This window comes from Faecalimonas umbilicata (genome assembly GCF_004346095.1).
GTDB lineage: Bacteria > Bacillota > Clostridia > Lachnospirales > Lachnospiraceae > Faecalimonas > Faecalimonas umbilicata.
Genome location: NZ_SLZV01000025.1, coordinates 14,717 through 29,022, shown reverse-complemented (window position 1 = coordinate 29,022; position 14,306 = coordinate 14,717). Strand labels below are relative to the sequence as shown.

The following is a 14,306-nucleotide window of genomic DNA, read 5'->3' as shown; positions in this document are numbered from 1 at the left end:
TCTTTGGGTTATCTTATTTTTACACCCCTTATTCCTGTTCTCTTTTCCATTGTTCCAGCAATGCCTCAATCACCTTTTCCATATCCGCTTCCGAATAATCTTCCGGAAAATATTTTGTGAGCTTCTTTCCTGATAACACCACTTTTCGTTCCGGTGCTTTTACCGCAATGCAGCTATTGAAAATCGAGATCATAAATCCCTGATTCACCGATCCTTCTTCCAACTGTTTTCTCAAAGCTGTAATCTGCTTTGGTTTAATAAATCCTGTATCTCGGATATACTCGTAGATCCATTTCTGTATTTCCTTTTCAATGTAGGAAATATCAACAGCAATGGTAAAGTTCAATTTCTTTACATCTACCATATCTAATAATTCTGGAATCAATTCTGTAAGGCGAATATAGCGCTGAACATTTCTTGTACTCTCTCCAACCTGCTCTGCTAAAATGTCTCTTGAAACAACTCCTTTCGACTTCTGGCCATTTTGACCAGAAGTTATATCTGTCCTATATCCCTGATGTTTCATTGCATCCAACTTCATCCTATAAGCAAATGCTTTTTCACTCGGAAGTAACTCTTCCCGTTGGATATTGGCATCTACCATAGCAATGACCGCATCATCATCTGACAACTCTCTAACAATTGCAGGAATTGTTTCCAACCCAGCTATAACAGCCGCGTGCATTCTTCGATGACCTGAGATCATCTCATATCCATTTTCACCATCAGACCGTAACAAAACTGGTGTCAATACTCCGTAGATCTTTACACTCTCTACTAAATCTGCCATCTTTTCATCATCCAATACTTTGAAAGGATGATCTTTAAATGCATGTATTCTGTTGATTTCTATTTCCATTGCAGACTCTTCATTGACTACTCCTAGCAATTCATCAATGCTTGTCAATTTGATTTTTTCTCCACTTCTACTTTTCATTTTCCAAAACCTCCTGCGTCAGCTTTTCATAAGCCATAGATACTTTTCCATTTGGACAATGACAATAAATACTTTTTCCTTCCGCACTTGCTTCAGCTACCTTAACTGATAGTGGAATGACATTTTCAAAGATAGAAATCTTAGATCCATAAGTTTCTCTCACTCTGGAAGCAATATCTTTGGCGTAATTAGTACGAAAATCCACCATTGTCAAAAGAATTCCCTGTATCGTCAGCTTCCGGTTCAATCTCTTCTTTACCATAGAAATAGTCCTGATCAACTGTTGAAGTCCTTTAACCGGCAGATATGCAGCTTGTACAGGTATCAGAACCGTATCAGAAGCTACTAAAGCATTGATAGTCATCATTCCTAAACTCGGCATACAATCAATCAAAATATAATCGTATCGTGATCGCATCGTATCAATATATTCCTTCATGATCAGTTCTCTGCTCATTACATTACTCATGGTTACTTCCAAAGCAGATAACTCAATATTAGCCGGTAGGAGATCCACTTGTTCCTCATGATGTAAAACGCCTTCTTCCTCAGCAATTTCCTCGTCATTGATAATATTCATCATAATAGTTGCAAGTGTAGTTCCAATATCATCCGGTTCTACATATCCAAGACTTGCAGTTAAACTTCCCTGTGGATCCGCATCAATCAATAACACTTTTTTTTCTTGTCTTGCCAATCCTACCCCAAGATTTAAAGTCGTTGTACTTTTTGCAACTCCGCCTTTCTGGTTTGCTACTGAAATTACTCTACACATACTGTTTTCCTCCATTTATTTCTCCCAATTTTCATTCTGCCAGATTTTCAATAATGCTATAATTTCTCGTTTCATCATGGCGGGTGTGTATCTGCTTGGAAAATATTTGTGAAGCTGCTCATTTGTAAAAGCAACTCTCGTGATCTCACCTTTTTTTATCTCACTCATAATTTCCTGCATCTTTTCTAATGTAAGTTGGTTTTCTTTACTTAACTTTTTAATTCGTTGTGCCTGTGATATAGATGGAACAGCCTGAGCATAATCCATAGCTTCCAACAATTGTTTTTGCTGTTCTTCCTTCAACGCTGAAATTTCAACTGCCGGATTAAAAGATATCAATTCATCATCCAATTTTTGTAAAAACTCCGGTATTAGTTTCGTTAATGAAATATACCGTTGTACCTGTTTCGGACTATCACCACATTCTTCACTGATAATCTCCACTGTTCTCTTCTTTTTCGTTTTGTGGTCTATTTGGCCTTTTTTCCTGCCCGATTTTCTTTTCAGTACATCATTTTTCATTTTGTAAGCAAAAGCCTTTTCACTAAAACTGATTTTTTCTCTGTGCAGATTGGAATCTACCATATTCAAAATAGCTTCATCTTCATTCATTACACGAATTATTACCGGTACTTTTCGATATCCCAGTAACTCAGCAGCATGTCTTCTCCTGTGTCCCGCTATAATCTCGTAAACTCCATCCGGCACAGGTCTGACAATCAACGGAGTGAGAATTCCATACTTCTCAATACTTTCTTTTAATAAATGCATCTCATTATCATCTTTCACTTGAAAAGGATGATTTTTAAATGAACGAAGTCTTTCAATCTCAATTTCAATGATCTTCTCTTTTTCATTCTTCTGGATAAATTCTTTCGTTACTTCAGTCATTATTTCCTCCTTCTTCGGTCAGACTAAAAAATGCTCGTCTGGATCCGATTATTTTTGAAATCAGTTCCAAACGAGCATCTCGTTTCCTATTAGCTACAGCTAATATATTTCTCCATTGTTTCAGCTAATATATGTTTGCAAATTATATTCTGCAAAGGATTTTTCCTTTTATTTACTGTATTTTACATCCCTAAATCACTGGTGACAACAGATACTTCCCCAAATGTTAGCAATATCTCTGATACAGTCTGTTTGCAAAACGCTATTTTTTATTAGCTGCCAGCTAACAATTATTTCATTGTATTAGCTGAAAATCATCCTCAAAGCAATAAAATCATGCATTTTTCTTATCAAAAAAGCGCCCCATTATTTGCATTTCTGCTAATAATCGAACGCTTTTGACTGGCCGTCTCGTATAGGAATCGAACCTATAATTTAGTCTTAGGAGGACCATGTTATATCCATTTAACTAACGAGACAAAATGCCATTTTTCCTTGAAAACACGCGGTTTTCCGGCTTTTTGGTAATGGCAACCTTTATTTAATTATCAGCTTTTTTCAAGCTGTTAATTACTATTATTTTTCATGTTGGTGACATCAAAGCACTCCCCTTTTAGGGCAATACCTTCGTGTCAATTTTTACTCTTCTTAACTAGATTTGAACCCAAAAGTTTTTTCAGGAAGTGATAACCTTGGTTCCTCCTTAGGAGGCACTTGTTATATCCATTTAACTAAGGAAACATGCATCTGCTTTGCCGAAACAAAGCAATATGTTTTTTCACACTGTTATTAGTATACCAAATAATCTCTGATTTTGAAATACCTATTTTGAAACTTTTGAAACTTTTTATCTGCTTTTCTTCTCATTTACTGGAAATTAATTATCCCCTGCAGCCATATATTCGCTTTAAATCTCCGCCCTACTTCCGGCACTCCGAAAATACTATTTTTCGGTACGCAAACGTCAAACTGCAGTTCATTGACATCCATCGTAAATACATAAAGTTCTGTGCCGGTTCTCTCATTTCTACAGGAACGAATCTTTAAAATCTCTCCCAAAATAGAATACTGGTCACATTCTGCACCATATGGCATAAAATATGTATCCACAATTGTATAGACATCATTTGTCATCAACTTTTTGGAAACTTTGGAGTAAGTGTCCATATCCTCTAATGTCAATGTCTCCATCGCTTTCTCGTCACCACTTTTTGCCGCACTCAAAAGCATCATACGGTTTCTTGCCTCTTCCTGTTGGCTCTGAAGCTGATAATCATTTTTCTTAATCGGCAGTAAAATACTTCCTGAAAGCGCCATAGCCGAAAGTGTCAGAGAAGTAGATTTTTTAGAAACTCCTCCCGAGTTTTTCACTTGACGGTACTCCATCCCATTGATCAGATGAAATATCAGACTGATTCCAACCCGCACATCCTCACATACACCCAGGTACATGTCTCTGTCCATTCTCTTTTCCACAATGATATCTTCATAAGAAGTAATACCACTTCCCTTTAAATAAGGGAAGTAGTATTCCATCTCAAATTCTTCGCCATCGTAGTCCCCGCACATAATGATTCCCATAGCTTCAGAATATTCTTTCTTATATTCACAAACTATTTCTCCTTCTATATTTGCAGTTTCTTCGTGACTTGTAAAGTTTTCCTTTGTATCTCTCAGAACTTCTTTCAGATCTTTTTTCGTTTTCAGATGGTCAAATCCGATTGCTTTTAAATATTGATGCACGTTTTTTTCCTCTATTTGATTTCTGTCTTACCACCCATATACGGTTGTAATGCAGCTGGAATCTTGATAGAACCGTCTGCTTGAAGGTTGTTCTCCAGAAAAGCAATCAGCATTCTAGGTGGTGCAACTACTGTGTTATTTAGTGTATGAGCGAAATATTTTCCGTCCTCACCTTTGACTCTGATATTCAATCTTCTCGCCTGAGCGTCTCCCAGATTTGAGCAGCTTCCAACTTCAAAATATTTCTGTTGTCTTGGTGACCATGCCTCTACATCAACAGATTTTACTTTCAGATCAGCAAGATCTCCTGAACAACATTCAAGAGTACGAACCGGAATATCAAGAGAGCGGAACAGATCTACTGTATTTTTCCACATCACATCGTACCATTTCATGCTGTCTTCTGGCTTACATACAACGATCATTTCTTGTTTTTCAAACTGGTGAATACGGTACACTCCTCTTTCCTCGATTCCATGAGCTCCTTTTTCTTTCCGGAAGCATGGAGAATAAGATGTTAACGTTCTTGGCAATGTCTTCTCATCGAGCATGGTATCGATGAATTTTCCGATCATAGAGTGTTCACTTGTACCGATCAGATATAAGTCTTCTCCTTCAATCTTGTACATCATAGAATCCATCTCCGCAAAGCTCATCACTCCTGTCACTACATTACTGCGAATCATGAATGGCGGGATGCAATAAGTAAATCCGCGGTCGATCATAAAATCACGCGCATAAGAAATCACTGCAGAATGTAATCGTGCAATATCTCCCATCAGATAATAAAATCCGTTTCCTGCTACCTTTCCTGCACTTTCCAGATCAATTCCGTCAAATTTTTCCATGATTTCTGTGTGATACGGAATCTCATAATCTGGCACGACCGGCTCTCCATATCTCTCTAATTCCACATTTTCACTGTCATCTTTTCCGATTGGAACAGATGGATCAATGATATTTGGAATTGTCATCATAATCGTCTTAATCTTCTCTTCTACTTCTTTTTCTTCCACAGAAAGTTTTTCAATGGTATCTCCCTGAGCAGACACCTGTCTCTTATACTCTTCTGCCTCTTCTTTTTTCCCCTGAGCCATGCATGCTCCGATCATTTTGGAAATTTTATTTTTCTCTGCACGAAGCGCTTCTACTTCCTGTTTGATCTCTCTGTTTCTTAAATCCAGTGCGATCACTTCATCCACAAGTGGAAGCTTACTGTCCTGAAATTTATTTTTAATATTCTGTTTTACAATATCTGGGTTTGCTCTTAAAAATTTAATATCTAACATTTGTTTTTCTCCTCATACCTTCTATTTTTTTACATCTACAATATCTTTGAGTGCATATGCTTCCTGGAAAATTGCTTTCTCTAATGATTCCGTTTCCTCCGATGACAGTTCTACATAACTTTCACCCTTCACAATCTCCTTAATATAGTTATAGCACCCTTCCCGGCTATGCATTACATTTAACACAAAGCCATTATCATTTGCATCAAGCAATGTCAACACAAAACTGAGATTTCCTCCCATTTCCTGAAATGCGTCATACTTGACAATTCCAATCTTCTGATAATTTCCTTCTAGCCTCCGATAAATTTCTTTTATATTCTGCCGGTTTAACTTTGCCATATGGGATAAATTATCAATTTCATCCAGTCGGTCTGTAATGCTCTTTTCCATTGACCTTCCATCTTTGCCTTTCATAAATGCATTGTAACTGCTTTTTAAGCGATTATATTTCATATGCATACTTATGACAAGCACAAATAAGATTATAATGAAAATCAGGAGTCCAAGCAAAAGGAACACCGGATCAAACCCGAGATGAAATAGTAAACTGTCTTCCATATTTCCTCCTTTTTTTCAAATGGTTCGTGTACAAATTTTACTGATGGATAGACATGATCATTTCAAATATATGTTCCAACTCTTCGTCAGAATAGTATTCGATTTCTATTTTCCCTTTTCCTTTTGATTTCTGATTGACACTGACTTTGGTTCCAATCACCGATCTCATTTTCTCTTCCAGATCCCGATAAATAAAGTCATTGCTAGTATCCTTTTTCGTTTTTTCCTTTTTCGGTTTCTTTAAATCTTTTACAAGTTTTTCTGTCTCACGCACGCTTAGCTTTTCATCAAAAATTTTATTAGCAAGAATATATTGCTGCTCTTTGTCTTCAATTGCAAGAAGCGCTCTTGCATGTCCTGTAGAAATCATATCATCGATGATCATCTGCTGCACTTTTTCATCAAGCTTCAGAAGACGCATGGAGTTGGTAACTGCTGTTCTACTCTTAGAAACCCTCTCTGCCACTTCGTCCTGTTTTAATTGAAACTCTTCCAACAGCCGCTTGAATGCCTGAGCTTCCTCAATCGGATTAAGATTTTCTCTCTGAATATTTTCGATTAAGGCAATCTCTACCATTTCTTGATGAGAATATTCTCTGATGATTACGGGAATTTCTTTCAGACCTGCCATTTTTGCAGCGCGCCATCTTCTTTCTCCGGCAATAATCTCATAATAATCTCCTTTTTTCTGAACAAGAAGTGGTTGAAGTACACCGAATTGCCGGATGGAATCTGCTAATTCGATCAGGGAATCTTCATCAAAATTTTTTCTTGGCTGTGTACGATTTGGCTCTACTTTTGTTATTTTTACTTTTTGTTCTCCCGATGCAGGCATTGTTGTTTTTTCTTTTCCAGAAGCCTGCTCGCTCACCTTATCTTTGCTCGTATTCGCCTTTGTTTTATGATCCGGAATCAGACTGTCCAGCCCTTTTCCAAGACCGCCTCTTTTTACTGCCATTACTCTTCTCCTTTATGAATCACTTCTTCTGCCAGAAGCATATAACTTTCGGCTCCCGATGATTTTGGGTCATAAATATTAATTGGCAATCCATGACTCGGAGCTTCTGCCAGTCTGATATTTCTCGGTATAATTGTCTTATAAATTGTCTGATCCAAATTATCCTTTACATTTTCTACTACCTGAAGCGACAGATTTGTTCTGGCATTATACATTGTGAATACAACACCTTCCATCTCTAAATCTGGATTCAATCTTTCTTTTACCAGATCAATCGTGTGCATAAGTTGGCTCAAACCTTCCAATGCATAATACTCACACTGAATCGGAACTAAAACAGTATCCGCCGTTGTCATTGCATTAATCGTCAACATACTCAGTGACGGAGGACAATCTACAATTACAAAGTCATAGTTTCCTCTGATTTTTGCCACTTCATCGCGGATGATAAACTCTTTGTTTTCTACACCAATTAATTCAATTTCTGCAGCAGACAGATCAATGTTTGTAGGAAGCAAATCAAGATTCTCAAAAACCTCTTTGCACAGGCACTCTTCGACAGTCGCCCGTCCAATGATCAAATCATATACCGTTTTTTCTACATTATCTTTATCAACTCCCAATCCACTGGTCATATTCCCCTGTGGATCCATATCTATCGCTAATACTCTTTTACCCAACGCGCTCAAGCATGAGGATAAGTTAATAGCTGTGGTCGTTTTTCCTACGCCGCCCTTCTGATTGGCAACTGCTATTATTCTTCCCATATTAGTGTCCCCTTTCTCTTGCTTTTTTATTATAACACTAAAAAGAAGTTTAATCTACACAATGTTTCACGTGAAACATTTATTTTATTTCTCTTCTAATGTTTCACGTGAAACATTTTATTTCCATCAATCATCTTACTATGTTATTTACAAATATTGGGTAAACAGTTTATCTACTCATTTATTTTACTTTATTATTCTTTTTGATAGTGAATGTTTCACGTGAAACATTCCATTGGTGAGTTTACTCTTGAATAAAGTTTTATCTTTTCTTGCTTTCCTTTGTGTAGTATAATAATAAGAAAAAGTACAATTACAATGTACTGTCTTATCACTTATTTACCATGATACAAAGTCACTTACGGTGGCATTGCTACGAAAGGAGTTCTTCTATGAGTTGGAAAAAGAAACTTACAACGGGAGCTGTTCTGGCATCATTGACAGCTGGAACAATTTATACAATCAATAAAATTATTTCTTTTACATCTACACTTGATAACTTACTTTGTAAAGAGGACGGTCACTATTTCGATTGGAGATTTGGAAAAATATTTTATAAAAAACAAGGAGAAGGAAAACCTATCCTTCTGATTCATGATTTGACTGTAAATAGCTCTTCCCATGAGTGGAATAAATTAGTAAAGTCTTTAAAAAAACGAAACACGGTTTATACTATCGACTTATTAGGATGTGGACATTCAGAAAAACCTAACCTCACCTACACAAACTTTCTTTATGTCCAACTACTTACGGACTTTATCAAAACTATTATTGGCGAAAAGACCGATGTGATTGCCACCGGAACTTCCTCTTCCTTTGTATTAATGGCATGTGCAAATGACGACAGCCTTTTTGACCGGATTATGATGATTAATCCGACGAATCTGTCTACACTTGCGACAATCCCAACCAAACGGACAAAACTTTTGCGCTACTTACTTTTGACTCCTCTTATTGGAACATTCCTATATAATATTTTGATGAGTAAACGACTGTCAGATCAAAACTTTTTTGAAGAGAACTTTCATAACCCAGAAGCCCTTGATGTAGAAATCAAAAACTCTTACTATGAATCATCTCACTTAGATAGTTCCCATGGAAAATATCTACTGGGAAGTATCCTTGGACGTTATACGAATGCTAATATGTTTCATGCTCTAAAAAACATCAATAATAGTATCTTTCTCATTGCCTCAACAGGTTCTGGAGAAAATATTGCAATTGCAGAGCAATACCGAAATTATATTCCATCTATTGAAATTACAACATTGAAGGACAGTGTACGTTTCCCTCAGCTTGAAACACCACAGACACTTCTTGAGCAGATTGATTTGTTCCTAGGTGTGGAAGAAGAGTCTTAATAAGCTTTAGAAAATAGAATGTAACGTGAAGTGTACTTTTTACTCTATGGGATTCCATAGGAATTTTCTTTAAAAGACAAAGAAGGACGAAGCAAGAAATTTTCATTTCTCATTCCGTCCTTCTTTTGTGTTTTTAAGCTGTCTAGCAAATCCCCAACGGTTCCTTTGCCGGAAGTCCGGCTTTTCTCGGATATTTTTTTGCAGTTGGTTTTACTTTTTCAATTTTTACGAATGATCTTCCAATCTCACTTCCCGGAAGCTGAAATTTTATCACTTCTCTGAGAGTTCCTCCAAGAATCGTAACTGCTTTCTTTGCCTGCACAACTTCCTCGTCAATTTCTCCCGATTTATATGGAAGGAACACCCCACCTTTTTTTACATATGGAAGGCAATATTCTGACAATGTTGCCAGATTTGCCACTGCTCTGGACACACAGAGATCAAACTGTTCTCTGTATTCCTGCTGCTTTGCATAGTCTTCTGCTCTCCCATGAATAGCCCGAATCCCTTTCAACTGCAATTTTTCGATGACTGCGTTGAGGAATTTTACTCTCTTATTCAAGGAATCTAACAACACAACTTCCAGCTCCGGAAACACTATTTTCAATGGGATCCCCGGAAATCCAGCCCCTGTCCCAACATCAATTACACTTTTTACAGACTTCATGTCCATCGCTTTTACAATAGAAACAGAATCTACAAAATGTTTTTCATTCACTTCCTCGTATTCTGTGATTCCGGTCAGGTTCATAAACTCATTCCACTCAACAAGAATCTCATAAAACAGATCAAACTGTTCTTTTTGTCTATCATCCAATACGATTCCTAATGCACTTAACTTCTCTTCAAATTTATGACTGCTCATCTTTTTCCCTCTTACTTCCATAACTTTCCATATATACAAGCAATACAGAGATATCTGCCGGTGATACTCCCGAAATTCTAGATGCCTGTCCGATTGAAATCGGGCGATATTGATTCAGCTTCTGCTTTGCCTCGATACGGAGACTTCCGATTTCATCGTAATTGATCGCATCCGGAATCCGTTTTGTCTCTAATTTTTTGAACTGCTCTACCTGCTTCATCTGGCGCCGAATATAACCATCATACTTAATACGAATATTAATCTGTTCTACTACTTCTTCGCTCAACTCCGTTCTTCCCGGATCAATCGCTTCCAGTGCTTCATAAGATAATTCCGGACGGCGGATTAACTCTGCCAGTGTAATTCCATTTTTTAGCGGAGTGCTTCCATATTGCTCCAATACTTCCTGCACTGGTCTGGATGCACCTACATTTGTATGTTCCAGCCGTTCTACCTGCTCTTCAATCTGCCGCTCTTTCTTCTTCAGATTTTGGTAGCGCTCCTCATCGATCAACCCAACTTGATATCCTATCTCCGTCAGACGCTGATCTGCATTATCCTGTCTAAGAAGCAGACGGTACTCTGCTCTGGATGTCATCATCCGATATGGTTCATGACTTTCTTTTGTCACAAGATCATCGATCAGAACACCGATATATCCCTGCGAACGGTCTATAATGATCTGCTCTTTTCCAAGTACTTTCCTTGCTGCATTAATACCTGCCACAAGTCCTTGTGCTGCTGCCTCCTCATATCCAGAACTTCCGTTAAATTGTCCTCCGCTGAACAACCCGCTGATCTTTTTAAATTCCAACGTCGCATAGAGCTGTCTGGCATCAATACAATCATATTCGATCGCATAGGCATTACGGACAATCTTTGCATGCTCCAGCCCCGGTACACTTCGATACATTTCATACTGAACATCCTCCGGAAGAGAACTGGACATTCCTCCGATATACATCTCATTGGTGTCAAGCCCTTCCGGCTCAATAAATACCTGATGGCGATCTTTGTCTGCAAATTTCACAACCTTATCCTCGATGGAAGGACAATATCTTGGACCAGTTCCCTCAATCATTCCTGAGAATAGTGGAGAACGGTCAAGGTTCTCCCGGATGATCTCATGCGTCCTTTCATTTGTATAAGTCAGCCAGCATGACACCTGATCAATCTGTACTTCCTCCGGGTTTGTCGTAAAGGAAAAAGGAACTACTCTCTCATCTCCAAACTGCTCTTCCATCTTTGTAAAGTCAATAGAATTACGGTCAATCCGCGCTGGTGTCCCTGTCTTGAAACGATACATCTGAACTCCCAGTTCTTTGAGACAATCACTTAAATAATTTGCCGCCTTCAGACCATTCGGTCCACAATTTTCACTGACTTCTCCATAAATACATCTGGATTTCAAATATGTTCCAGTACATAGTACTACCGCATCACAGTGATAAATTGCTCCAGAAAAAGTTTTAACTCCTGTCACTTTTCCATTTTCCACAAGAATTTCCGTAACTTCCGCCTGCTTGATGTCCAGGTTCTCCTGCTGCTCCAGCACCTTTCTCATCTCTGTACTATATCTCGCCTTATCTGCTTGTGCACGCAGGGAATGAACGGCCGGTCCTTTGGACTTATTCAGCATCTTGGACTGAATAAAGGTACGGTCGATTACCTTTCCCATCTCTCCTCCAAGTGCATCCACCTCTTTGACAAGGTGACCTTTCGAACTTCCTCCAATGTTTGGATTACATGGCATCAACGCAATACTATCTACACTCACAGTAAACATGATCGTTCTGACACCGAGCCTTGCAGCTGCCAGAGCTGCTTCACATCCTGCATGTCCCGCACCGATCACGGCGATTCCATATCTGTCTTTATTTTCCCATACAGAACTTGCTGAATATTTCATTTACCAAATCTTCTCCTATCGTTTCTCCGGTGATACTTCCAAGCGCCTCATAGGCATCCATAAGGTCGATGGAATAGAAATCCTCCGGCATGTTATTTTCAATACTTCCAATTACTTTTTCCAAACTGTCATAAGCATTCTGAAGGGCTGTTTTCTGTCGAATATTTGTAATATATACTTCGTCATTGAAAGAAACCTTTCCCTCAAAAAACATCTCTTTCAGTGCATGCTCTACTTTCTCAATCCCATGCTCCTGTTTTGCCGATATTTCAATCATCGGTTTTTCTGTATATTTTTGCAGGAGCTCCTTTGTGATAACAGTATCCAGATCCGATTTGTTCAAAAGAATCAATGCCTGCTTCTCCCGGATCATCTCAAGAATCTGTTCATCATTTTCATCCAGGGCACGCGATGCATCGACGACATAAATGATCAAGTCTGCATCCTTTGCATAATCTTTCGCCTTATCGACCCCGATCTTTTCGACAATATCTTCTGTATCACGGATCCCTGCTGTGTCTATGATATTTAAACAGATCCCATTGATCTGAATATTTTCCTCAAGAATATCCCTTGTTGTGCCTTCAATATCCGTCACGATCGCCCGTTCTTTTCCTGCAAGCACATTTAACAGCGAAGACTTTCCTGCATTTGGCTTTCCTACAATAACAGTCTGGATTCCTTCCTTGATTATTCTACCATTATCTGCACTCTCTAACAACCTGCGAATTGCTCCCTGAAGCTTTTCTACGGTTCCCTGAAGCTTTTCCCCATATCCGTCAATGCTAATATGTTCTGGATCATCCAACGCTGTTTCAATAAAGGCTGTGTGATATAAAATCTCCTTACGGATCTCAGATATTTTTTCTAATACAGACCCCTTTAACTGACTTACAGAACTCTTCAAGGCATATTCATTTTTAGACTGTATGACATCGATCACCGCTTCTGCCTGTGACAGATCTAATCTTCCATTTAAAAATGCCCGCTTCGTAAACTCTCCCGGCTCTGCCGGTCTTGCACCATACTTGATCACAGTCTCAAGAATACGCTTCATTACGTACACTCCGCCGTGACAGTCAATCTCAACAGTATCCTCTCCGGTATAACTGTGCGGCCCTCTCATAAGAAGCACCAAAACTTCGTCGATCGCCTCTTCTCCATCCATAATGTATCCATAATGAATCGTGTGGCTTTTCTCATTTGAGAGCTTTTTTTCTTTTTTCTTCCCTTTGTATATACGGTCAATGATTACAAAAGCTTCTTCCCCACTGATTCGGATAATCCCAATTCCAGAAGCTGTCATTGCCGTTGCGATCGCTGCAATTGTATCCTTTATCATATTTTCCTGTCTCTCCTTTCTGCTGTCTATGCATCTTCCAAAACAGTTTCTAAAAAAGGCAGCATTAAAATAATGCTGCCTGAATTTCTTTGTTATTGTCTTCTGGACGGTGTAATTACAACTCTTCTGTATGGCTCTTCTCCTTCGCTGTGAGTTGACACATACTTGTCTGACTGTAATACAGAATGAATGATTCTTCTTTCATACGGATTCATCGGTTCCAAAGAAACCGGCTTTCTTGTACGTTTTACTTTATGTGCAATATTTTTTGCAAGGTTCTCCAGTGTCGCCTTTCTTCTTGCACGATAATTTTCTGTATCCAGCTTTACACGAATATAGCCATCCTGTGTTTTGTTTGCCACACGATTTGTCAAATACTGAAGGGAATCTAATGTCTGACCTCTTTTACCGATCAGGATACCCATATGTTCTCCTTCCAGTTCAATGCAGAGAGTTCCTTCACTGTCTACTTCGGAATGAATCTTGACTTCCATATCCATTGTCTTCAAGACATCCTGCAAAAACTTCTCCGATTCACGAATTGTTTCTTCCGTAACCTTCACAGAAGAACGCTCCTCTTTTTCTACCGTCTTTGCTTCTGGTGCAGGACGTTCTGCCTTCTTTGCTGGAACCGGCGGACGCTTCTCTTCTCTTTTTGGTTCCGGTTTCACTTTCGGTTTGTCGAATTTAATCTCCTCCAGCTCTACCGGCGCTTCTGCTGTCTTTTTTCTTCTAGCTGAGATCACAGCTTGCTTTGCCCCAATTCCAAGAAATCCGGAACTTCCTTTTTCGATTACATCATATTCTAACTGATCGCTCGTCACCCCTAACTGAATCAGCGCTTCTGTGATCGCATCGCTCAGTGTCTTTGCGGATACTCTAATCTCTTCCATTCTTCTTCCCTCCCG

13 protein-coding genes and 1 tRNA gene are annotated in these 14,306 nt (G+C 38.7%); 1 reads left to right on the top strand and 13 read right to left on the bottom strand.

Annotation, left to right across the window (positions count from 1 at the left end; all coding sequences use genetic code 11):
- Positions 1-28: 28 nt before the first annotated feature.
- From EDD74_RS11480 to EDD74_RS11440, 9 genes are all read right to left on the bottom strand, one after another.
- Positions 29-937 carry a ParB/RepB/Spo0J family partition protein gene (locus EDD74_RS11480; protein ID WP_116440954.1) on the bottom strand — a complete coding sequence of 303 codons (909 nt, stop codon included), beginning with the start codon at positions 935-937 and terminating at the stop codon, positions 29-31.
- Positions 927-1,712, bottom strand: coding sequence for a ParA family protein (locus EDD74_RS11475; protein ID WP_116441382.1), 786 nt, complete (start codon positions 1,710-1,712; stop codon positions 927-929). The genes EDD74_RS11480 and EDD74_RS11475 overlap by 11 nt, the downstream gene beginning before the upstream one ends.
- A gap of 15 nt (positions 1,713-1,727) precedes the next feature.
- Positions 1,728-2,603 (bottom strand): ParB/RepB/Spo0J family partition protein, encoded by an 876-nt coding sequence (locus EDD74_RS11470; RefSeq protein ID WP_116440953.1) that lies wholly within the window; start codon positions 2,601-2,603, stop codon positions 1,728-1,730.
- Positions 2,604-3,010: 407 nt separating this feature from the next.
- A tRNA-Arg gene (locus tag EDD74_RS11465) sits at positions 3,011-3,082 on the bottom strand.
- A gap of 388 nt (positions 3,083-3,470) precedes the next feature.
- Entirely contained in the window at positions 3,471-4,346 is an 876-nt protein-coding gene (locus EDD74_RS11460; RefSeq protein WP_016441246.1) for a DUF3881 family protein, read from the bottom strand.
- Positions 4,347-4,357: 11 nt separating this feature from the next.
- The gene (gene serS, locus EDD74_RS11455; protein ID WP_008977301.1) at positions 4,358-5,635 is read right to left on the bottom strand and encodes a serine--tRNA ligase; all 1,278 of its coding nucleotides are present in this window, start codon (positions 5,633-5,635) and stop codon (positions 4,358-4,360) included.
- 21 nt (positions 5,636-5,656) lie between these two features.
- Complete coding sequence (locus tag EDD74_RS11450) at positions 5,657-6,196, bottom strand: DUF4446 family protein (protein WP_008977302.1); 540 nt, start codon at positions 6,194-6,196, stop codon at positions 5,657-5,659.
- 37 nt (positions 6,197-6,233) lie between these two features.
- On the bottom strand, positions 6,234-7,154 hold the full coding sequence (locus EDD74_RS11445) for a ParB/RepB/Spo0J family partition protein (protein ID WP_116440952.1): 921 nt from the start codon (positions 7,152-7,154) through the stop codon (positions 6,234-6,236).
- The gene (locus EDD74_RS11440) at positions 7,154-7,921 is read right to left on the bottom strand and encodes a ParA family protein (RefSeq protein ID WP_009263542.1); all 768 of its coding nucleotides are present in this window, start codon (positions 7,919-7,921) and stop codon (positions 7,154-7,156) included. The genes EDD74_RS11445 and EDD74_RS11440 overlap by 1 nt, the downstream gene beginning before the upstream one ends.
- 392 nt (positions 7,922-8,313) lie before the next feature.
- Here EDD74_RS11440 and EDD74_RS11435 point away from each other — a divergent pair, with 392 nt between their 5' ends.
- Complete coding sequence (locus EDD74_RS11435) at positions 8,314-9,282, top strand: alpha/beta fold hydrolase (protein WP_116440951.1); 969 nt, start codon at positions 8,314-8,316, stop codon at positions 9,280-9,282.
- Between the two features lie 142 nt (positions 9,283-9,424).
- Here the strand turns inward: EDD74_RS11435 and rsmG are convergent, their stop codons facing one another.
- The 4 genes from rsmG to jag all read right to left on the bottom strand — a co-directional run bounded on the left by rsmG (position 9,425) and on the right by jag (position 14,291).
- Positions 9,425-10,147 carry a 16S rRNA (guanine(527)-N(7))-methyltransferase RsmG gene (gene rsmG, locus EDD74_RS11430; protein WP_116440950.1) on the bottom strand — a complete coding sequence of 241 codons (723 nt, stop codon included), beginning with the start codon at positions 10,145-10,147 and terminating at the stop codon, positions 9,425-9,427.
- The gene (gene mnmG, locus EDD74_RS11425) at positions 10,134-12,056 is read right to left on the bottom strand and encodes a tRNA uridine-5-carboxymethylaminomethyl(34) synthesis enzyme MnmG (RefSeq protein WP_116440949.1); all 1,923 of its coding nucleotides are present in this window, start codon (positions 12,054-12,056) and stop codon (positions 10,134-10,136) included. Before mnmG ends, rsmG begins: the two co-directional genes overlap by 14 nt.
- Complete coding sequence (mnmE, locus tag EDD74_RS11420; protein WP_116440948.1) at positions 12,022-13,398, bottom strand: tRNA uridine-5-carboxymethylaminomethyl(34) synthesis GTPase MnmE; 1,377 nt, start codon at positions 13,396-13,398, stop codon at positions 12,022-12,024. The genes mnmG and mnmE overlap by 35 nt, the downstream gene beginning before the upstream one ends.
- 92 nt (positions 13,399-13,490) lie before the next feature.
- A complete protein-coding gene (jag, locus tag EDD74_RS11415; RefSeq protein ID WP_016441241.1) occupies positions 13,491-14,291 on the bottom strand; it encodes an RNA-binding cell elongation regulator Jag/EloR in 801 nt (266 codons plus the stop codon).
- Between the last annotated feature and the right edge of the window lie 15 nt (positions 14,292-14,306).